Source organism: Gracilibacillus alcaliphilus (assembly GCF_016909015.1).
In the GTDB taxonomy this organism is placed as follows: domain Bacteria; phylum Bacillota; class Bacilli; order Bacillales; family Amphibacillaceae; genus Gracilibacillus; species Gracilibacillus alcaliphilus.
The window spans coordinates 66,683-88,544 of sequence record NZ_JAFBFA010000006.1 but is presented as its reverse complement, the minus strand read 5'-3'; the positions used below and the strand labels follow the sequence as shown (position 1 = coordinate 88,544).

The window sequence follows — 21,862 nt, the reverse complement described above, 5'->3', positions numbered from 1 at the left end:
TCAGCATTTTCATATGAAAAACAGCTCCGTTTTTGTCTATTTCAATAGATTTATCTGCCAAATCACAGAGCTTTACATTGATTTCTGCACAAAAATTATTTAAAGTAGAAAGAAGCAGGTTATAAATTTTCAATAATAAGGGGAAATGTTTATGAGCAATAAGATTAGACTAGGTATTGTAGGTTACGGTAATCTAGGAAAAGGTGCCGTAAAGGCGATTAAGCAAACTGCTGATATGGAATTAGTAGCCGTTTTCACAAGAAGAGAACCAGGCTCGCTTGTACTTGATGAACCTGGTGTTAAGGCTTTACATATATCTGATGCAATTGATTACCAAGATCAAATTGATGTAATGCTGCTATGTGGAGGTTCGGCAACAGATTTGCCGGAACAAACGCCACACTTTGCCAGTATGTTTAATACAGTGGATAGCTATGACACCCATGCGAAAATTCCTGAATTCTATCAAGCTGTCAACGAAGTTGCGGCCAAACATAATAAAACAGCCTTGATTGCTGTGGGCTGGGATCCAGGTTTATTCTCCATTAATCGTGTGATGGCTGATGCCATTCTGCCACTTGGGGAAAACTATACCTTCTGGGGTAAAGGTCTAAGCCAAGGACACTCTGATGCCGTAAGACGAGTAAATGGTGTCAAAAATGGGGTTCAGTACACGATTCCTTCTGAACAAGCTATGGATAAAGTACGCAGCGGTACCAACCCAGAATTATCCACTGCTGAGAAACACCGTCGCGTATGCTATGTTGTTGCAGAAGAACAGGCAGACAAAGCAGCCATTGAAAAAGAGATCAAAACAATGCCGCATTACTTCGCTGACTATGAAACAGAGGTACACTTTATTACGGAAGAAGAATTACAGCAAAACCACTCGAAAGCACCACATGGTGGATTTGTTATTCGCGGAGGTAATACAGGGGAAGATAACAAACAAATTTATGAATTCTCCCTTCAGCTGGACAGCAATCCTGAATTTACAGCGAGTGTATTAGTTGCCTATGCCCGTGCTGCCTATCGCCTGAGTGAAACAAAACAATATGGTGCGAAAACGGTCTATGATGTAACACTAGCCCAGCTTTCACCACGGTCACCAGAAGAATTACGAAGAGACTTTTTATAAGAGAATGTTCAAAAGACAAGGTGAAAAACTTGTCATCAAGCTTATTTTGTCGAAAAAATAGGGAGCAGGCCCGTCTATGGATCTGCTCCCTATTCTTCTTCGACAACTTTGCATATCATCTTCCAGCTCACCAGTTTCATCTTTCTCACCTAAGGAAGCAAAACTTTCTTATTTGATGAAAGGCAGATACAGATGCCCATTTGCTATCCTATTGTGTTGTTCAAGCCCTTAGTTTTACATTTCCGCAATAGATCCATCGTTTTTATTAACAATATACCATCCAAACGTGGCAGTATGTCCTACACCTTCGTTTTCCATTACTTCAAAAACTTGAACCACATAATTACCATTCTCATCAAGATGATCAACCACCACATTAAATGTAGAATCATCTGTTATACTTAAATGTTGTTTTACTAATTCAACCGCGTCTCCTTCAGATATAGAGGCGTCACTATTCCCTGAGCTGTCTGTTGGATTATCTTCTGCATCACCGTTATTGTCCTCATTACCTGCTGGAGTGTCACTGTCTTGATTGGCACCGTCATCTGTATTATTTGGTTCTTCTGGATTATTCGTTGAGGCTTCATTGTTACCTGCATTGGTATTACTAGAATCGTCTGAATTGGAATTATTTTCATTATCCGATTCTGCTGTTCCGTCAGAGCTGGTATTATTATCATCGTTATTACTATCATCATTATTATCTACACTACTGTCCTGGCTTGGTTCTTCCTCAGGGTTAGCTACTTCTGGAGCACCATTCTCTTCTTCCAGTTCTACCTCTTCTTGAAGCAGGTCATTAAGACGCCACTTCTCGTCGTCCCAACTGATTACATAAGTCGTATGAACCAATTGATCTTGTGCGTTTAATTGTTCTTGTGATATTTCATATGCTTGATCATCTGTTTGTTCCAATTCATATGCTTCTTCCTCATCAAACCAAATCGGTTCTTCCGTTTCTATGAGATAAATTATCTCATTCTTTTCTTCAAAGTATTGCCCCAGTGTTGCATCTGCAAAATCCTCTGTCATGATAGTTAATAATTCAGCTTTAACCTCATCGATCGATCCATATTGCTGTAATTCACCATCATCTGCTGCGTGATCTACAATATTGGAAAAGATCACTTGATATTCTTCTAAGACAGCTATTGCTTCTTCTTCTGTTAGTACAATTTCTTCTGTCTCTTCTTCTGGCTGCTCTACCTTTTCGGTTTCTTCATCTTTTGAACATGCTATAAGCAACATCGAAAGAAAGATAAACATAATAGCAGTTATCCTTAATTTCATGATCGTCCCCCATTAACTTGTTTATTTATCATGGTGCTAACCACCCATAACACCCTATAGATGGAAGTCTCACCTTACTATTTATGATACACTTTTTGAACCTTAAAACCAACTATTTCTGCCAATTTTTTTAACTATCTCTGCACTAACTAAGCACAATGACCTATATGATAAGACCTTTATAGTGCTGGAGATGAAAATGCTATAAAGAAAAACAGACCATATTAAAAGGATGGAGATACTCCTTTTTTCTCTCCATCCATTTCAGTTTAGTCAATTAATCGGCTATCCTTTGATTTTTCGACTGTTTTTTCAATTCGACTAGCTAGAATTGGTTTTAATACTACCCCGATAAGAATGGCAATTGCTAGAAATACCATTAACATGAGGATGTTATACCATACAATTGCCGGCACAATACCAGCTACTGCCTCACGCAATAAATCAATCGCATAGGAGAACGGTATAAACGGATGAATCGCTTGGAAAAACGGCGGTGCTACTTCAATCGGGAAAGTTCCCCCGCCACTAGATATTTGTAACACCAATAAAATAATCATTAATGCCTTACCAATATTGCCTAAAACAGAAGCAAAGGTATAGACTATCACCATAAATACTACAGCGATCAACACACTAAATAAGATGAACATGGCGGCATTGCTGGCATACATTTTTAAGATCGTTAAGTTCCCAATACTAACAATTAAAGCCTGTAAAACACCAATAATCAAGAATAAGATCATTCGGCCAAAATAGACCTGTCTTAAGGTATAGTCTTCTCGATAATCCAATTGGTGCACATTAGCAGACAATAAATTAGATAACAGCAATGCTCCAACCCATAAGGATAATGCTGTATAGAAAGGTGCATTTGCAGATCCATAGTTAGGAACTGGGAAGATATCCTTTTCTACCAACTGAACAGGTGTAGCAAAAAATTCATTCTCATCTGCTAAATCATTTCGCAACAAGGAAATAAGATCACTTAATTGATTATTCGCATCGATGGTATGGACTTTATCGGATGCCTCTGATACTTCATTCTTAATTTCTGGTAACTTATCACGGCTAAATGCAGCCAACTCATGGATCGCAGACTCTACTGCAGGCATTTTCTCTTCAACTTGATCGGCTACATCATTATAAGTCTCTTCTATACCTGGCAGTTCCTCTTCAATAAAAGCAGCCAATTGGTTTACCTTCTCTTCTACGTTTGGAAGATCATTTTCGATAAATTGATCAAAGGTGTTCAGGGCGTCGACCATTTTGGGGAAGCTTTCCTGTACCTTGCCATTAATCTCCAGCCAGCGATCCTTTACCCCTGGCATCTCCTCTCGTAATGTAGCAATATCTTGATTCACTTGTGCTAAGACAGAATCAGCCTCACCCAACAAGTCTTGCAAGGTGTCATTGATTTCATGAAGCTGATCCATATTAAAATCAGCAGAAGCAACCGTGTCTTTAATCGCTCCAAAACTGCTGTTCAAGCTGGACTCCCCATTAGCCGCTAACCACTCAGACAGTGCTTGGGTATGCTGTTGCGTGGTTGCTACATTGTTTTCGATCGTATTGGACAAGTCTTCTTCTAATACACCCGAACTGTGAACCTGCTCTACTGATCCTTGCATTGTTTCCAAACTGGCATTAGCAGCGTCCATTTCGTTTAACAGTCCTGAGAGGCTGCTATCTCCTGAGATATCTTGCAATTTCTGATAAACTTGACGATTACTTTCTAAATAAAGCCGATGTTTGGCAATCTCTTGCTGCACCTTCTGCAATTCATCACCATGTTCGCTGACACTTTCATCAGCAGTAATTTGCTGTAATAACGCTTGTAAATCTGCCATCGTTTGATCCATACGCACCAGCTGACTTTGGAAGGATTGCACAAATGGAGCAGCATCCAGTTCTGCCTCGGCAATCACTTGCTGGAATTCGCCGATATTATCTTCAATCGTCGATACTTGATCATTGGCATTATGAAGTCTTGTACTTATATGACTGATCTGTTCCCTTGTTTCAGCAATCTGTTCTTGTGACTCATTTAAGAATTGGTCTGCTTCATCAAACATAGGACCAATCTTATCAAAGCTTTCCACTGCCCTTTCCAATGTAGGGATCGTTTCTTGAACTTCGTCAATATGATCACTCAGTTCATAAATTCTCGGAATATGCTGTTGTAATGCAAGAACCTGATCTGCCCCTTCATTGATCTGCGGGATATACTCACGAATCGCCAAAAAATGATCCACTTGTTCATCGATTGTTTCCCAATCATTATCTATCCCCTCAATATACTCCCCAATCTCGACGATTTCAGGCATTTTTTCATTCAATTCATAAAGGGCATTCTTAATTCTTCTAATCGTTGGTAATTCTTCTTCAATCTTGAGGCCTAGTTTATCAAATTCCGCAAATAAAGTTTTTGACACTTCATCAACAAACTGATTGTTTATCTCATTGACAATCGTGCTGGCGCCAGCAGATGTCATCTTAGGAGCTATAGCATTTTTCTTTTGGTTGACTTGATATTCAACAGAAGTCTGCACGGGCTCGCCATCAACAATCCTCGATAACTCCTGGGAGAAATCTGATTCAATAAAAATACCCGCATAATAATCTCCATGACGGATTCCCTTTTCTGCTTTCTCTCGATCGGTAAACACCCAGCCCATAGCTTCGTTCTCTTTCAAATTTTCTTCCAGATTCTCTCCTAGATTAACTTCTTCCCCTTCAATCTCTGCCCCCATATCCTCATTTACTATCGCAATTTTTATATCTTCGGTATTAGAATAAGGATCCCAAGAAGCCCCTAAATTAAACCACGCATATAATGAGGGCAAAATAGCTAATCCAATCAAAAGTAACGCAACAAGTGGGACACGTTTAAGGTTCCGTAAATCTTGCATAAAAATTTTCCCAATGTTTTTCATTATTAATTCCTCCACGTGCTAATATCTATGCTTGATAAGCTGCCGGCTTTAAGCCTTCTAGAAAATAAAAACGAATCAAGTATACTACCTGCTCTCTAGACAACGGCTGATGATTTTCCTTCCAATCATTCACTAAATGGATATACGTTTTATACATCAAAAAAGCGGTAAGCTTTGGATCACAGGGCTTAATTTCTTGCTTCTGTATAGCTTTTTCCACTTTTTCCTCAATATATAAACAAATTTCTTGTTCAAAATCGGCTAATACCTTCTTGACGATAGGTGTTCGGAAATCTTTTAATTCGTCTGAAAGCTTAATAATTAGCTCGTGACGCTCTTGAAATTGCAAAATCCCATATAAAGCTGCCTCAAATCGATCAATAAAAGTTGCATGTTTATTAATTTCCTGATCAGCAGCCAGTCTCATTTGTGCGGCTAGTTCCTTGATAATTTCCTTCAATAGTTCCTCTTTATTAGCAAAATGAAGATAAATCGTTCCTTTACCTACTTGAGCAATCTTGGATACCCGATCCATCGTTGTTGCTTTATAACCATAGCGCGAGAATGACTGTGTTGCAGCTAATAATATTTGTTGTTTTTTATTCATTTTATCTTCTTCCCTTTCTTAGAAAATGACCAAAAAACTATTCTGGTCATAAGTGCATAATAGTCTTTTTTCTTATCATTGTAAAGTGAAAACTCCTTGTTTTTTTATTTATTTGGAATGTGCAACTGATTCTGCACTATGTGTTTGACTATAAAAGATTTGTGGTATCTTGTTAGTAAGATCACTTAAAGGAGGAATTATTTTATGGAACAAACGATACCTAGTTTTACTTTACACGACGGCATCGAGATTCCTGCCATAGGGTTTGGTACTGCGAGTATTAAAGGAGCCGCGGGGGCCCGTGTTATCGCTAGTGCGTTAAATCATGGCTACCGTCTCATCGACACGGCCTATAATTATGAAAACGAAGGTGCTGTTGGTGCAGCTATTCGACAAAGCGGCATTCCCCGCAACCAAGTGTTTGTCACTTCCAAGCTGCCAGGCCGTTATCATGATTATGCTGAAGCTATTCAAGCCCTGCAAGAATCCTTATTCCGTGCTAATCTTGATTATTTTGATCTTTATTTAATCCATTGGCCTAATCCGAAACAAGGGAAATATCTTGAAGCATGGCAAGCTTTAATTGATGCACAAAAGTGGGGTCTCGTTCGTTCTATCGGAGTAAGTAACTTCTTGCCTGAACATCTCGAACATTTACAGAAAGAGACTGGGGTACTCCCTACTGTCAATCAAATTGAACTGCACCCATTCTTCAATCAAAAACAGCAGTGCAAGTGGCACGAAGAACACCATATCATTACAGAATCTTGGAGTCCGTTATATCGTGCCAAAGATATTATTGAAAATGAAAGCTTACAGCAAATCGCTGATAAGTATAAAAAATCTGTTGGGCAAATTATCCTGCGCTGGCATTATCAACTTGGTGCTGTTTCAATCCCCAGATCTACATCATCGATCAGACAACTAAATAATATCTCTATCTTTGATTTTGCCTTAGACTATGAAGATATGGAAAAGATCAACAGTCTGTCTAAAGCAGATGGACGTATCGGTGGCCAAGACCCTAGCGAATATGAAGAATTTTAGCAAATCTGGCCACAAGCGAATATCAAGCACCAATACATGCAGCTAATCATTCGGTCTTTGTTTCACACTTTTTACTAATAATATTCTTTGACTTCAACCAGTAACTCCTTAATAATAGAGGTAACCACTATTATTAAGGAGTTACTTTTATGATGGACTATCAATCATTAGACTTACAAGATATAAAGAATTGGAAGAAAGAATTATTACGATTTATTATGGCCTACGATTTTGCAATTAAAGAACTAACGACCAAAATCAACATATTGCAAGATGAATTTCAGCACATCCACGATTACAACCCAATAGAACATGTCAAATCACGGGTAAAATCTCCAGAAAGTATTTTGCTCAAGGTAAAGAAAAAAGGCCTTGAGGTAAATTTGCCATCCATTCGTGAGAATATTCGTGATATCGCTGGAATTCGGATTAACTGTTCTTTTGTATCTGATATTTATCAAGTAGCAGATATGCTTGTCCAACAAAAGGATATTACACTGATCGAAAAGAAAGACTATATCAAAAATCCGAAATATAATGGTTATAAAAGTCTCCACTTGATTATTCAAATACCGATTTTTATGTCAGACAGGGTAGAAAATGTCTATGCCGAAATCCAAATTCGCACGATCGCCATGGATTTCTGGGCCAGTTTGGAACATAAAATTTACTATAAGTATAATAAGGCAATCCCACAAACACTGAAAAATGAGCTGCGGGATGCCGCACTCTTAGCTGGTGAGTTAGATGAACGTATGGAGCGCATCCATAATGAAGTTAATGAGATTAAAGAAGCGGATTACATTCATAATCAACTAACTAATGATGAGATGGTCTTTCCGCCAGAGTTAGTGAAGTTATTAAAGGAAAGGAAAAACCAGCAAAAAGATAGCTAGAGGCAGAGACCAAACGAAAAAACTCTCACATCAAAATGGAATGTTTCTGTCCTTGTTAAAAGCATCCAAAAGAAAATATGCTGAAAAAAGAATCGGGAACAGATGCATAAACGGGTCGACTCCTGGTTCTTTTTCTATAAACATTTCCCACTTATACTCTTATCAAAGACAGTTCCCGTCGTGATAAAATGTTCGCTACGTTCCTTCCTACTCTTGAAAAGGCTGTTCAATTGGCTTTAATTGACGAAATGAGATATACATATTATGGTATAGTTATCACGCTAAAAATGAATAGAAGGTGGTCCCCTTGCAAATCGAAGATATTTATCGAAACTTTCCCAGCTTGGCAACCGAAAGACTTCTTTTGAGAAAAATTACGATGGATGACCTGAATGACATTTACTATTACGGCTCCAATGCCAATGTCGCAAAATATGTAAGCTGGCCAAAACATGAAACACACACAGATTCAAAAGAATTTATCGAAATGACCTTATATCAATATGAGAATAATTTAATATCACCATGGGGAATCGAACATAGAGAAGACCAGAAACTAATCGGCACTATAGGTTTTGTATCTTGGAATCCTGATCATCAAATTGCCGAAATTGGTTATGCTCTCTCTGAAGATTATTGGAACAAAGGACTGATCACGGAAGCTGCCAAAAGAATCTTAACCTTTGGTTTTGAAGAAATGAATCTCGTCCGTATTCAAGCAAAATGTATTGCTGCTAATATTGGCTCTGCCCGAGTGATGGAAAAGGCAGGCATGACCTTTGAAGGTGTGATGCGTAAAGCACTATTTCATAATGATCAACATTGGGATATCAAATTATATGCCATTCTAAAAGAAGATTTCTTATCATTATATGAATAAAATTGTAATCTTAATAAGGAGTTGTCTACTCATGCATACATTTCAAGCCTTAATGGTCTCAAAAACCGATCAAGACTTTTCCGTAAAGATGAAGACACTAACAAAAGAAGACCTGCCTCGATCCGATGTCTTTATTAAAGTTGCTTACTCCAGTGTAAATTATAAGGATGGTTTAGCTAGTACTCCTAATGGAAAAATAATCCAAAAATACCCACTGATTCCTGGTATCGATCTCACGGGAATTGTGGAATCTTCTGATGACCCTCGCTTTCAAAAAGGAGACAAGGTGATTGCGACCAGTTATGATATCGGGGTGGCACATCATGGAGGTTATAGTGAATATGCCTGTATTCCTGCTGACTGGGTGGTAAAACTGCCCGAAGAATTAACATTAAGAGAAGCTGCTATACTCGGTACAGCTGGCTTAACAGCTGCTCTATCCATTAGTAAACTGGAAGAGCATGGCGTTCAGCCCGATCATGGTGAAATACTAGTTACAGGTGCCACTGGGGGAGTAGGCAGCCTTGCTGTAGACATGCTGACAAACAAAGGTTACCGCGTCACAGCAAGTACAGGGAAGGCAGAGCAGCATGACTATTTAAAGAAGCTTGGCGCGGAGAGTGTCATTCCGCGAGAAGAAGTTTACAATGGTTCATTAAAACCGTTAAAACAACAACGCTGGGCAGGCGTAATTGATCCTGTAGGCGGCAGTGTCCTCGCCTCAGTCTTAAGCCAGCTGCAATACGGCGGTGTTGCAGCCGTCAGCGGGTTAACCGCCGGCACTGACTTGCCTGCCACAGTCTTTCCATTTATTTTGCGCGGAGTGAGCTTAGTGGGCATCGATTCGGTTTTTTGTCCAATGAATATAAGAGAACCTATGTGGAGGCGAATGGCGACTGATTTAAAACCGGCTCATCTTGAGGAGATAGTCGCTCAAGAAGTTAGATTGGAACAACTTCCAGAACAATTGTCAACTATTTTAGATGGTCATATTACAGGAAGAATATTGGTTGCTGTTGGCGAAACAGAGATAAAATAAGACTGTTGTCATAAAGATCATAAAACATTCCTATTCTACCCATTGTCTGACATACACTGGAAAAGCACTGCATATACAAAAGGTCAAGCGATTTCCTCCGCATCGCTTGACCTTATTTGGTTAGTCATGATGAAGTGTAACTGTAAAGGACACCTTTGTCCCTTGATCCGGTGTACTCTCTATAGTCAATCCTTTACCATAAAATTGTTTCAGTCTTTGCTCTACATTTAAGAGTCCCACCCCTGATTCACTATTGACAGGTTTTTTTAAGACAGCCTGTATTCGCTCTTGATTCATTCCTATACCATTATCCTCAATCATGACAGTTGCCTCTGACCTCCTGTGATTGGCTTGCAATTTCACAGTTATTGTTCCTTTCCCTTGTTTCTTCCTAATTCCATGACGAATCGCATTCTCTACCAGCGGTTGAATAGACAGAAATGGCACCTTGATATCCTGGCTGTCAGCCACTTCCCATTTCACTTCTAATAAATCACCAAAACGGACCTGTTCAATATAAAGATAGGAACGAACGATATGAAGTTCCTCTTCGATTGGGATTAAAGAATCCATTTGATGGAACTGAAATTTACTTCTGAGAAACTCGCTAAAGGTATTTAATACTTGTCGCATTTTTTTCAAATCCCATTCACTCAAAGCAATGATTGAATTTAATGTATTAAATAAGAAATGGGGTTGTATCTGCGCTTGAAGCCAGGAAGTTTCAAGCTGCAGCTGTTGTTCAGCAACCTTCTTTAATGTAATTAATGAATCTACACGTGCTTGCAGTTCTACTGATTCTACTGGCTTTGTGACATAATCATTTGCACCTGCTATAAAGCTAGTTTGAATGGTTGTGCTGTTTCCTGTTAACAATAATACCGGCAGCTCTGTTAAACTATAACGCTCACGAATGCTTTTAGTCAGCTCATAACCAGAAATGTCTGGCATCATAATATCAGAGATAACCAAGTCCCACTGTCGATTTTGTATTTCTTCCAGTGCTTTACTGGCACTAGATACTAATACCATATGATATTTCTCAACTGGTAAAACTGCCTCCATCGCCAACAGATTGGCTGGATCATCATCTACTACCAAAATCGCCGGGCGTTCTATGTCATACGGTATAGTGGCTTCACTTCGGCCTTTTTCCTCTTCATCCACCATATTAAAGAACTGCCCTTGCGGTAAACGGATTGCCTCTTCGGCATGAGCTAGTTTTAACGTGAAGCTGATTCTCGTACCTTCTCCTTGTTTGGAGTCTACTCTGATTGTTCCACCATGAAGTTCAACCAATTGCCTTGTAATACTTAAACCTAAACCAAAACCACCCTCCAATATTGTCTTATTGCTGTGGTCTTGTTCATATGGATTGAAAATACGTTTCTGCATCTCTGGTGAAATGCCTATACCAGTGTCAGTGATTGCAATCTCTGCTGCTTCACGGTTAATCGAAGCCGTAATAGTAATGGTTCCTTGATTCGTATATTTGATAGCGTTCTCGATAATATTATAGAAAATTTGTACCACACGATTTTCATCCGCATATACAGCCGGGAAATCACTAGGAATACGGTTCTCCATCTTTAATTGCTTCATTTCCACCGAGAATCGAACCATATCGATAACCCCTGTGACAACGGGCGCTAAGGCAATCACCTGTTTATTAAGTCTAGGCTGTCCATGTTCTAATTTTCTTGCTTCTAACAAATCAGTCAGTAACAGGCTCATCCTCTTTCCAACCTTGAGCACCGTATTTAATTCTTTTCTGCTTCTTGTCTGCAAACTCACATACTCTCGTTCTAATACCGACTTGGACAGTAATATTATACTATTCAACGGATTACGGAATTCATGTGATGTATTAGCCAGAAACTGATCTTTTTGCTCATTCATACGCTGTAAACTAGCGGCTAACTGTTTTGTTTCCCGATATGTTTGAAAATACTTTCTAAACCAAAGCATTACATAACAGAGGGCTGCAATGATTAAATCAAATGGATAATAAATATAATACAAATTTAATTCCCGCAAACCCAATGTCCAGGCAAAGTGATGAAGCACTGCTGCAAAACTTAGTACTAGCAACAGATTTGTTTGAACATCTTGACGAATGTTTCTGATAATGGCTATCAGTGTCATCGTCACAGTTATACCTATAAGCAGATAATAGATCGGAAAGCTGCTAATAACCTGTGGGATCGATAAAAACATCGTAATCAAAGCCATCGCCCATATAATTATTTGAAAATAAGGAAAGATCTTTCGCCAATAAGGAAGATCTCCATGATTTGTACATTGCATCAAGGCAAAACAAGCAATTAATGCCACTGCATTTGCCAAGCGAAAATCAAAATCATAGCTGATATAGAATAACTGATGAAATAATTTATCACCTGTACTTAATAAGGTGATGATAATGATGGAAATAGAAAGTAATGAGAAAAATAATAAGCGTTTATCCCGATTCCCTAAAAAATATATGATTAGCGTATAGATTGAGTTAATTAAGAAGAAAATAATGGTCACCATTTGTAAGTTGCTCGAAATCTGTGACTCCCGTGTTATCGCATGGTCTGTACCAAATTTCATCGAACGGATAATACCGCTGTTTCTAATATCCTTATAATTAGCAGCCTGAATGACAATATCAATCAGGCCTTGGTTGTCTGGAGTAATAAAAAGATTATAAGGTAAATTTCTAGCAGTATAATTCTCTCCTGAACGAGCCACTTCCCCTGAGGAACCTAGCAAACGTCCATTGACATACACCTCAGAGGAACTGCGAATACTCGGTATATACAAACTGTAGTTAGTAGGCAAGTTAGGATCTACTTTGATTTGAAGCCGATAACTTCCATAACCAAAAGAAGAACCTAACTTGTCATTCCAGCCATTAGGAACCTCAATAGATTCATGTTTGGATGTCGACTCACCAGTGTCTTCCTGTTCCATGATAAATGCATAAGGGTAGAACTCCCAGCCCCCATCCAACAGGAAAATTTCGTCGTCGGTTAAATCCCGTTCCCGTAAATCCAATTCTCCGTCCTGAAATTCGATCCTTGTTGCCGAGTCAAACCATTCTAACCAAATAAGACGTAAACCTGTTAAACTGGAGAGGAAAATGACTAACATAATGATCAACCAAATATATTTTCTTTTCATTTCTCCAACTCTTCCATATTTAATTTGGACTATATAAAGCAAAAGTTCATCAGCAGGTTTTCTTCCTGCTATAATTGAGCAAAACGTCTGCAGGTGTTGTTCATCCACTCCTCCTACTTTATACCTCTAAACCTTGAAGTAAAGATTACAAACGGTTACACCAGGTGGAATAATTACCATGTATTATATCATAATTACTAGCAATTTAGTTGACCATTTATGGCAATATTGCTACACAAGTTAGGATAAAAATGGTAACAGGTACCCTGTTTTTACTAGTTTACGGTTTGCTGCACACTACTGAGGAAACAACTAGAATAATCAAAGCATAGACTTTTGAAAAACGTTATACACCGGCTTCCCCTCTTCTGTTACAGGAAAAGCCTGTTATCGGACATATTTAACGGATATAACGATAGGACATAAGTTGTTGCAGATGGTCGATTTCGCGCAACAGCCTTTTTCCAATATTGGTTTGCCGCACCGTTTTTCGTTCTAATTCTTTGTCAACTACCCTCCGAACCGATAAGACATCCGCCCCTTTTAACAAGACATCTGTCTTGGAAGTGAAATACTGGTGGGCAACAAGCTGCATGCCATATGAATTATATAATAACGTATAACCTGCAATACCTGTTGTTGATTGATAAGCCTTTGAAAAACCCCCATCAATAACAATCATTTTGCCATCGGCTTTAATTGGATTCTCTCCTTCGATCTCTTTAACTGGTGTATGTCCATTGATAATATGACCTTGCTGAGGATCCAGATCGAATTCTTGTAATATGCGGCAGCAAATTTGCTTGTTCTCCCGTAAATAATAGTAATGGTTCTTTTCTTCTTTATGAGCAGCTTTATCCTTAATGAAATACCGTTCAAAAGTAGTCATGGCCCGTTTGCCAAACAAAGATGAAAATTCACCCGTCCATAAATACCAGACCATATCTGTTGCTAAATCATCAGTAATATGTTTATGAGCAAAGGCCTGACGCAGAAAAATTTCAAATTGATCTAATAAATCTCTGCCTTTGTATACCTGCCCATCGATTACCATCTGCTCCATATTGCCATCTTTATCAATCGGAATACAGCCATGAATCAATAAATTGCCATTATAACGTAAATATAAGCTACCTTTTTTCATTAAAAAGCGCATATGCCGTCCTAATTTTTCTGATTGTTGAACTGCAACTAAGAGTTTATTGATGACCTCTTCTTCCTCTTGTAACAGCTGATCAGGCTGATTTGGATTAATGGTTGCAAAACATGTGTCTTTCAGGGAATAGGTTGTTCCATAGATTGTTATTGTGTTGCTTTCGTAGTCTATTTTCTCTAGGACGAGACGTTCTTCCATATTAAAAAATGGCCGCCGTTTAATAATCGGACTTTCTAATTTAAACTGAATAATAGCAATGGCTTGATGAATTTTAGTAATTTGCAATTCTTCTTGCTCTGTTAACGATTTACCTGTTGTTTTCTTTGGCCGGAATGATGGATTATCCTGATAGTACGTCTCTGCCAAGTTCAATAACGGCCGTAAATTAATGCCATAGACGTCTTCAATAATATCTAAGTTGTTATACCGAGCACAGATACGCAAGATATTGGCTAAACAAACCTTCGAACCTGCATAAGCACCAATCCATAAGACATCATGATTCCCCCATTGTATATCCACCGAATGATAATTAATCAATGTCTCCATTATTTTATCTGGTTCTGGACCTCGATCATAGATATCTCCCACTACATGCAGATGATCAACGACTAACCGCTGAATGGTATAGGCAAGTCCAGTAATTAGTTTATCCGCTTGTTGGAGGGAAATAATCTGCTGTACAATCTTCTGATAATATAATTTTTTATTCGTATACTGATCACTTTTGTATAACAGTTCTTCGATGACGTAAACAAACTGCTGCGGCAATGCCTTTCGCAGCTTAGAACTTGTATATTTTGAAGAGGCATAAGCAATTAAATCAATCAATTGGTGAATTCGCTTGGTATAAAAAGACTGTAATTCCTTTTGATCGGTCAGTTCGTTCTTTATCAGGGCAAGCTTTTCTTCCGGATAATAAACAAGCGTCGCAAATTCGGTAATCTCTTGCTCGGATAAGGTTTCCTTAAAGATATCATGGATCTTCTCTCTGACTTTACCGGACCCATTTCGCAGTACATGTTGAAATGCTTGGTACTCCCCGTGTAGGTCACTGACGAAGTGTTCTGTTCCCTTTGGTAAATTGAGGATAGCTTCTAAATTAATGATCTCTGTCACTACTTTTTCTTCACAGTCATATTTTTCGGCTAGTAAATCTAAATATTCCGTATTCAATGGATTTGTTCCCCTTCCTATCTGGTTTCCGTCATGAATATTTTTATATCTGGTTGTTCCTGAATAAAAGCACCGTAATCTTCCAGTTCTCTTCATCGACCGCTTGAGAACAAAATCATCTAAGCGGTTACAACTGGATTTATCTATTCGATAGTTAAAATATAACATTAACCCCAGTAAAAATACAACATATTTATAAAATAAAGTACAATATATAGAAGAAAAATATATAAATTAATACTTTATTTGGTATAAGGTGATTTATTTATTCCGACGTAATCGTCTATAAGACCTCCGGTTTCAAACAAGTCTAAGGAAAACAACTAATGACGGCAAATTCGATTGAGACTGTTTACTGCTTTTTCCTGGCTTTGACGAGCATAAAGAGTGCATCATTATTTTCTCTAGTTCACTCTTCCTAAAAAATAACAAAGATTGCATAGAATAGTTTTTTTATTTCCTCCTACAATAACTATATTAGTACATGTTCAAAATGGTCGATAAAAACATCCGTTACGTTCACAACATTCTGGGACTGCGGTTACTAGTCCCACCGAAAACATTTGTTGCAACACCCATCCTGCACAGTTGCAAAATGATAAAGGATGAATACAATGATTTTTATTTACAATGATTATGGAGGAACACATACTACCTCTTTGGCAGCTGCTTATCATTTGAAAAAGCTGCCTGTTAACAGAAAATTAACTAAAGATGAAGTAATCAATACCGACTATTTTAATAAACTAACCAAACAAGATTTTGGCAAGTTAATTTTTCACGGTGTCGATCAACAAGGCCATTCAGTTTATACCATTGGGAGAAAGAACAATAAATATGTTGTACCTGCCTTAGAACAATTAGTTAGGCTCTTACAGGAACAACATGGCCTACAAGACAAGGTAATCCTATCTAATACTTCGCCAACAGTTCCTCTTGCTCTTACGATCGGAGGGATGTTATCCAGAGGGCTGCATCTGGATTTTCTTGGAGTGCCCTTCTTAATTATGGGTGCCCGGCAATGTTGTTTACAAATTCAACAACTGGTGAAAGAAACGAAAGAAGCCGGGCAACGTTTTCCTTCTAAAGTAATTGTATTAGAAAACAAATCATTTCAATAAAGGGACAAGTTTCGTTTGTGGGAGTTTTATCTTCACCATATCCAGTGAAGCTTGTTAGCTCTTGTTAGGGCAACGGAGTTTTTTAGCTGGCCATAAAAAAGGGGTGATCTTTTATCGATTTTCCAACGATTCATACCAATGTTTAGGACGGTGTAATAGCTGTTCCAGTATTTATCATACTGACACAATTGGCAAAACTATTTCCCATTCCTCGGGTATTCCATCTCACCATTGCCAGTTTGCTTGGCTTTCTTATCTTTATTAGTCACCGGCATGATCTGTGGGCTGGAATATTTACGGGAGCATTTTATGGAGGCGCTGTACCTATTCCTCATTAAAAACATCATGGATTGCCTTTAAGCATAAAAAACAACAAAAAGCGGAGAGTAAGTCTGTTCATTAAAGAAATCCCCTCACAGTAAAAAATTCTTCCGCTTCTTGAATGGTCTCATAAAAATATTTATTTTCATGTCTTCCATAGTGAAAAAAACCATAATCTACATCTTTTATAATCAATCAAAGTGATATCATTACCTGCCTCATTCATCAAATAAATAAAGTGTTGATTAGGCCGATAATCCGTTTCCGCGGTTCCACAAAACCATATAGTCTGCGGCAGACCATTTTCCGCCTGGCATAGCAAAAAAAGTTAGCTGAAGAGCATGCCCCCTCGGCAGACTAACATCGCGACGACAATCGCCACGTCGGCACTAGTACGCCCTGTACGTCGAAAAACGAAACGGTTAGCCGCAGCGATTGCCTTGTTCTCCATATCTTCTACAGAGCTTATTTCTAAAATAGCTAATAATAACTGGCATTGGATATACTTCTTATCTTACAAGAAAAAGGGTTATTACTTTTGTTATAAGCAATAACCCCATTCCTTGTTATTCGTCAAATACCACACGGGTATTAGCGACCATATCATGTAATCCTTGCTTCTGATTGGTAAAAGCCACAAACAGGTAAAGCAAATACATAATCATAAAGATTCGATAAATAAAACGTCCGATTACTTCACGAAAGATAAGGTCACTCCATTTTAAAGGCTGGTCATCTTCTCGGATTACTCGCAAACCAAAAATCATCTTTCCTAACGTTTGCTGAAAGAATTTGGTCATTAATAAGAAGTATAAATAAAAGATGACCGCTGTCAGAATACCATTCACCGTCCAAAAACCAATTGTCAGCGGCTTACCTTCATTGATAAAAGCAAAGGGAACAAGCAAGATGCCGCTAATGCTTAAAACAATGATACTATCGACTAAATACGCCCAAAACCGCATCCAAAATCCTGCATAGCGATGGGTTGTTACTTGTGGTTCTTCCACTTTATCGCCCCCCCCTTATCGTGAATATAAGTACATCGCACGCGGTGCATTATTTTCTTGTAATAGTTCCTTTAAACCAAAAATATTGGTTTCAGAGCTGAACAAACTCTGTGCTACACCGCCCAGCAATTGATCATAATAACCTGATTGACTATACTCAATCAATGACGCATTAGCCAAATTTTGCTCTTCTTTCATCATCGCTACCGTATCATCAAATGAACCTAGTTCATCTACTAAGCCTTCTGCTTGTGCCTGTGAACCAGTATATACCCTGCCATCTCCGAGCTCACGCACACGGTCTTCCGGCATATCTCTGCCATCGACAATGACCTGTACAAAATCATTATACATATCATCAATCATCGCTTGTAATAAGTCACGCTCTTCATCACTCATCTCACGGTACATAGACATAATATCCTTATGTTCCCCGCTTTTAATCGTGTTCACGTCAATACCAAGCTGATCTGCCAATTCTGAGAAATTATAGCTCTCCATAATTACTCCGATAGAACCCGTTAAAGTTGCATTATGGGCGACGATCTTATCCACTGGCGCTGAAATATAATAACCGCCTGATGCCGCTGTATTTCCCATCGAAACGTACACTGGTTTATCATACATTTCCTTGATTTCTACTATTTTGTCATGGATTTCAGCACTTTCCACAACACCTCCACCAGGGGTATTGACACGCAAGATAACGCCACCTACCGAGCTATCCTCCCCTGCCTGATCCAGCATTTCCAGAAAAGCCTGATGATTATAGCCACCGGCATTCAAAAAGCCTGCTGAACCTGTGTCCTGAATGACTCCATCCACATGTAAAACAGCAATTTTCTGCGAACCGCTTCCCTGTTCTATCACCTTTTCAGAATAACCTTCTGTCTGGTCATAAAAACTAAAGAGGCGGTCAAAGTCAGCTGTTAGCATCGATGACATAAATTGAAACCCGACAGAAATCAGAAATAATCCTGCCGCTGCTGCTAATGCTAACCACCTTTTTTTATTCATATGTATCATCCTCCATTCTTTTTGTAACATCCTTCTCTTCTCATCATACCTGCTCTGTCTCCAAATAAAACATGATAAAAAAAGAAAAATGGGTTTGACGTCTTTAAAGCAGGTTAGAGCTTCCATTCCTTTGCCTTTAGTATGGCTTGAGCTCGTGATTGGACACCTAACTTGCTGTAAATCTTTGTGAGATAGACTCGAATGGTACCCTCAGTTAGAAATAACTGCTTCGCCATCTCACGGTTTGAAACACCGCTTATCAATAAACGCAGGTCATCTATTTCTCGCGGTGTCAGCGTATTTACGCTGTCATCAACTGGAATGGAACTTCTTTCTTTGGCACCCAGTCCTTCCAGATAAACAGCAGGAACGTCTTCTTGAATTAGCTTTGTCTTTCTTTTAAAAGTCTGGTAGGTCATTAACACATCCTTAAAACCATTCTCATCAAGAAATATTCGTTTGTAGCCATAGCTAGAACCTAATACAAGTGCCTCATGCAAAGTAACAGATGCGATCTCCTCCTGTTTCAGCTGTTTATGGCAAATAGCTTCTAAGACAGCGGACTCGATGAGCAAATCAATTTGCTCATCTTCAGCGGCATGTTCACGCACTTGAATAACGATTTTCAATGCCATCTCCCATTCATTTTTCTTCATTAACAGACGGCAATAAACTAATAGCCACAACTCTTGACCTAACTCTATTTGCAGGGAGTCTGGGCGTATTGTTTTGAATAATTCCTTTTCTGCTTCTGCTGGCTTATTTTCTCTCAGATAGGCTAATGCCTTCATCGCCTCGATAGACCGCCACCAATACCACTCCGACACATGACTTAAGGCCTGATCCCATACTGCATGGGCAGCTGTCATCTGCCCTTGTATCATATACACTTTCCCTTTGAGAATAGACAGCGGCACATATAAACCATGATCTTTAAAGCGAAGAGCATATTGCATGCCTTCATGAATTTCCAACAACACCTCTTCTAATTGATTGGTTTCATAGAGAATTTCGGCAAATACTCCATAGCTGTATCCCATCACATGTTGTTCTTTAAATTCTGTCTGACGAAAAACTTCTAAGAAGGCGCGAACCTCATTAACAGCAGAATACTTCCCCTTAGAACCAAATGATGTACGAGTGAGCTTGGCGTGAAATGGATTATACTGTACAGGGGCAAGATACCATTTATCATTTATCAGCCCCTTCTTCACTTGTTCGGTAAGAAGCTCAATAAAAGCCTCTTGTTCTCCCGTAGCTAACTTGACATATGCTTTTAAGGATCGCAGAATACTGGCAGGCTCTGCATATTCCTCTTGATCCTGCCATCCTTCTTGTACATGACGGTTGTCTAATTCCTTAATTACCCTGTCCGCCTTTTCCATATTTTGAATCGTGGTTAGCGAAACAGCGTATATAACCAGTGTCTCCACATTCACAGGATAAGCTGCTTCACGTAAATTATCTACCCACTGAATCAACAGCCTGATTTGACCACTATAGAAAATATCAAGCAATTGTTCAGCAATCCATTGATCGGCGGACAAGTACAAGCCTCGTTCCAATTCTAACTCAATAGCGGTATTGTAATCCCCTCTGGTATACAACAATCCAGCAGTTTTTTCAGCAAGTGCTTGCAGCTGTTCCGTGGTATATTTGTTTCTTCGTTCCAATTCTAACACTTCCGCCAACAGCTGATGGTAACGAAAGGTCTGTTTTGAGGGGACAAGCGTATCGTAAGAATGCCTAAGTCCACTAATTCAGACAATTGTTCATAGCTATCTTTACGATTAGTTAGGATATTACAAAGCTCTGGATCCAGCACTTTCAACAGTGATGTTTGTAATAGGAACTGCTGTGTAGTGACAGGCAAGGTGACAAATATTTCTTGCATAATATATTCTGTAACAAATGATGTTGAACTATGTAGTGTTCCGCTATTTCTTTCCTCCGATATCCCTGCTAACTGCACACCAGCTGCCCATCCATTTGTTTTTCGCAAAATTTTCTCGCAAAAGGAGGCTTTATCCATAACAATATTCTTCTTTTGGTAGAGGGCTTCTACTTCTTGATAGGTAAAAGACAACTTATCAATGCCAACTTCTGCAAGTCAAGATTTTACCCGCCAGGCGGCAATAGGAAATGGTAATTTGCTTCTGCTGGCTGTATATAGATAGATATGATCTGGTAAGTAATTAATAAGGCGGATCACCATTTCATGAATGATATCCAGCTCTATATGATGATAGTCATCTAACACAATATGCAGAGGCGATTCGAACAGACTTAGTTCGTTCAGCAGCGAATCGACAATCAGCTCTAGAGGAGGCATATATTGCAAATCAAATAAATGCTCCAATTTTTTATCTATTGGTTGCCCTGTCGCTTTTTCAATAGCTTTTAAGATATATTGCCAGAAACGGCTTGGATCATTATCCATCACATCAATAGACAGTCAGGCCACTGGTTCTGCCAGCTGCTGAACCCATTGACTTAAAATAGTTGCTTTTCCATAACCAGCAGCTGCTTGAATAATCGTAATTCTCGCCTGAGGATTATGGCGTATAAAGGGATACAAGCGTTCTCTGGTGATAATAGTATCCGCCACTTTAGGTATAGTTGTTTTAGAATGCAACCAAACAGCCTGCATAATTGTCACCTTCCACCATCATTCTAATTATCACTATAGGTACCATGACTTATACTATATTATACACGTTTTTACTGACTGTGGTTACTTCTGTCTATTTATTAATGATTTAGACTTAAGTTATTTTCTGATTTATCAATGTTTTATACATACTGCGCTTGAGGTCGCTACTGTTTTTCAAAACTTATTTACTGCACCAAAGCCTAGATAATATATTTTTTATCCTATTTCTTTCTTCCATTCTCCCTGCATAGTATATAATACGAATTGAACCATACTTAGGTTGCACTTTTTTCAATATCATCGAAAGATACAGCAGTTATGTTATCACTTCCAGCAGATCTTTACGCGAGCTTACGTTATACCAAGTCAAAAACTCATACCAGCATATCTGATGGTATGAGTAA

General features: G+C 38.7%; 17 protein-coding genes. 6 read left to right on the top strand and 11 right to left on the bottom strand.

Annotated features, from left to right (window positions below; genetic code table 11):
• The first annotated feature begins 151 nt into the window (after positions 1-151).
• Entirely contained in the window at positions 152-1,138 is a 987-nt protein-coding gene (locus tag JOD18_RS06675) for a diaminopimelate dehydrogenase (protein WP_204668170.1), read from the top strand.
• 234 nt (positions 1,139-1,372) lie between these two features.
• On the opposite strand, the gene JOD18_RS06670 is transcribed toward JOD18_RS06675, so the two are convergent.
• The 3 genes from JOD18_RS06670 to JOD18_RS06660 form a co-directional block, all read right to left on the bottom strand.
• Positions 1,373-2,431 (bottom strand): hypothetical protein, encoded by a 1,059-nt coding sequence (locus tag JOD18_RS06670; RefSeq protein WP_204668169.1) that lies wholly within the window; start codon positions 2,429-2,431, stop codon positions 1,373-1,375.
• 269 nt (positions 2,432-2,700) lie between these two features.
• Positions 2,701-5,367 carry a YhgE/Pip domain-containing protein gene (locus JOD18_RS06665; protein WP_204668168.1) on the bottom strand — a complete coding sequence of 889 codons (2,667 nt, stop codon included), beginning with the start codon at positions 5,365-5,367 and terminating at the stop codon, positions 2,701-2,703.
• A gap of 25 nt (positions 5,368-5,392) precedes the next feature.
• A complete protein-coding gene (locus JOD18_RS06660) occupies positions 5,393-5,974 on the bottom strand; it encodes a TetR/AcrR family transcriptional regulator (RefSeq protein WP_204668167.1) in 582 nt (193 codons plus the stop codon).
• Positions 5,975-6,178: 204 nt separating this feature from the next.
• Between JOD18_RS06660 and JOD18_RS06655 the strand changes: the two genes are divergently transcribed.
• From JOD18_RS06655 to JOD18_RS06640, 4 genes are all read left to right on the top strand, one after another.
• The gene (locus JOD18_RS06655) at positions 6,179-7,021 is read left to right on the top strand and encodes an aldo/keto reductase (RefSeq protein ID WP_204668166.1); all 843 of its coding nucleotides are present in this window, start codon (positions 6,179-6,181) and stop codon (positions 7,019-7,021) included.
• Between the two features lie 152 nt (positions 7,022-7,173).
• Positions 7,174-7,917 (top strand): GTP pyrophosphokinase, encoded by a 744-nt coding sequence (locus JOD18_RS06650; RefSeq protein WP_204668274.1) that lies wholly within the window; start codon positions 7,174-7,176, stop codon positions 7,915-7,917.
• A gap of 307 nt (positions 7,918-8,224) precedes the next feature.
• Positions 8,225-8,797, top strand: coding sequence for a GNAT family N-acetyltransferase (locus JOD18_RS06645; protein ID WP_204668165.1), 573 nt, complete (start codon positions 8,225-8,227; stop codon positions 8,795-8,797).
• Between the two features lie 31 nt (positions 8,798-8,828).
• Positions 8,829-9,836 carry an acrylyl-CoA reductase family protein gene (locus JOD18_RS06640; RefSeq protein WP_204668164.1) on the top strand — a complete coding sequence of 336 codons (1,008 nt, stop codon included), beginning with the start codon at positions 8,829-8,831 and terminating at the stop codon, positions 9,834-9,836.
• 120 nt (positions 9,837-9,956) lie between these two features.
• Here the strand turns inward: JOD18_RS06640 and JOD18_RS06635 are convergent, their stop codons facing one another.
• Together JOD18_RS06635 and JOD18_RS06630 are read right to left on the bottom strand one after the other, a co-directional pair.
• A complete protein-coding gene (locus JOD18_RS06635; protein WP_204668163.1) occupies positions 9,957-13,004 on the bottom strand; it encodes an ATP-binding protein in 3,048 nt (1,015 codons plus the stop codon).
• Positions 13,005-13,404: 400 nt separating this feature from the next.
• On the bottom strand, positions 13,405-15,336 hold the full coding sequence (locus JOD18_RS06630) for a fructose-1,6-bisphosphatase (RefSeq protein WP_204668162.1): 1,932 nt from the start codon (positions 15,334-15,336) through the stop codon (positions 13,405-13,407).
• 614 nt (positions 15,337-15,950) lie between these two features.
• Here JOD18_RS06630 and JOD18_RS06625 point away from each other — a divergent pair.
• On the top strand, positions 15,951-16,457 hold the full coding sequence (locus JOD18_RS06625; RefSeq protein ID WP_204668161.1) for a DUF3189 family protein: 507 nt from the start codon (positions 15,951-15,953) through the stop codon (positions 16,455-16,457).
• An 887-nt stretch (positions 16,458-17,344) separates the two neighbouring features.
• On the opposite strand, the gene JOD18_RS06620 is transcribed toward JOD18_RS06625, so the two are convergent.
• The 6 genes from JOD18_RS06620 to JOD18_RS06595 form a co-directional block, all read right to left on the bottom strand.
• Positions 17,345-17,788 carry an RDD family protein gene (locus tag JOD18_RS06620; protein ID WP_338029500.1) on the bottom strand — a complete coding sequence of 148 codons (444 nt, stop codon included), beginning with the start codon at positions 17,786-17,788 and terminating at the stop codon, positions 17,345-17,347.
• Positions 17,789-17,803: 15 nt separating this feature from the next.
• The gene (sppA, locus tag JOD18_RS06615; protein ID WP_204668160.1) at positions 17,804-18,805 is read right to left on the bottom strand and encodes a signal peptide peptidase SppA; all 1,002 of its coding nucleotides are present in this window, start codon (positions 18,803-18,805) and stop codon (positions 17,804-17,806) included.
• Positions 18,806-18,918: 113 nt separating this feature from the next.
• The gene (locus tag JOD18_RS06610; RefSeq protein ID WP_204668159.1) at positions 18,919-20,478 is read right to left on the bottom strand and encodes a LuxR C-terminal-related transcriptional regulator; all 1,560 of its coding nucleotides are present in this window, start codon (positions 20,476-20,478) and stop codon (positions 18,919-18,921) included.
• A 2-nt stretch (positions 20,479-20,480) separates the two neighbouring features.
• Positions 20,481-20,891: a winged helix-turn-helix domain-containing protein gene (locus tag JOD18_RS06605; protein WP_204668158.1), complete on the bottom strand. Its 411-nt coding sequence runs from the start codon at positions 20,889-20,891 to the stop codon at positions 20,481-20,483.
• 24 nt (positions 20,892-20,915) lie between these two features.
• Positions 20,916-21,248 carry a hypothetical protein gene (locus JOD18_RS06600; protein WP_204668157.1) on the bottom strand — a complete coding sequence of 111 codons (333 nt, stop codon included), beginning with the start codon at positions 21,246-21,248 and terminating at the stop codon, positions 20,916-20,918.
• 12 nt (positions 21,249-21,260) lie between these two features.
• A complete protein-coding gene (locus JOD18_RS06595; RefSeq protein ID WP_204668156.1) occupies positions 21,261-21,455 on the bottom strand; it encodes a hypothetical protein in 195 nt (64 codons plus the stop codon).
• Positions 21,456-21,862 lie beyond the last annotated feature (407 nt).

Bases quoted from the DNA above. Each gene is read 5' to 3' on its own strand.
- sppA (WP_204668160.1), bottom strand. From the start codon at position 18,805: ATGAATAAAAAAAGGTGGTTAGCATTAGCAGCAGCGGCAGGATTATTT.
- JOD18_RS06595 (WP_204668156.1), bottom strand. From the start codon at position 21,455: ATGCAGGCTGTTTGGTTGCATTCTAAAACAACTATACCTAAAGTGGCG.
- JOD18_RS06655 (WP_204668166.1), top strand. From the start codon at position 6,179: ATGGAACAAACGATACCTAGTTTTACTTTACACGACGGCATCGAGATT.
- JOD18_RS06625 (WP_204668161.1), top strand. From the start codon at position 15,951: ATGATTTTTATTTACAATGATTATGGAGGAACACATACTACCTCTTTG.
- JOD18_RS06650 (WP_204668274.1), top strand. From the start codon at position 7,174: ATGGACTATCAATCATTAGACTTACAAGATATAAAGAATTGGAAGAAA.
- JOD18_RS06670 (WP_204668169.1), bottom strand. From the start codon at position 2,431: ATGAAATTAAGGATAACTGCTATTATGTTTATCTTTCTTTCGATGTTG.
- JOD18_RS06635 (WP_204668163.1), bottom strand. From the start codon at position 13,004: ATGAAAAGAAAATATATTTGGTTGATCATTATGTTAGTCATTTTCCTC.
- JOD18_RS06660 (WP_204668167.1), bottom strand. From the start codon at position 5,974: ATGAATAAAAAACAACAAATATTATTAGCTGCAACACAGTCATTCTCG.
- JOD18_RS06665 (WP_204668168.1), bottom strand. From the start codon at position 5,367: ATGAAAAACATTGGGAAAATTTTTATGCAAGATTTACGGAACCTTAAA.
- JOD18_RS06675 (WP_204668170.1), top strand. From the start codon at position 152: ATGAGCAATAAGATTAGACTAGGTATTGTAGGTTACGGTAATCTAGGA.
- JOD18_RS06640 (WP_204668164.1), top strand. From the start codon at position 8,829: ATGCATACATTTCAAGCCTTAATGGTCTCAAAAACCGATCAAGACTTT.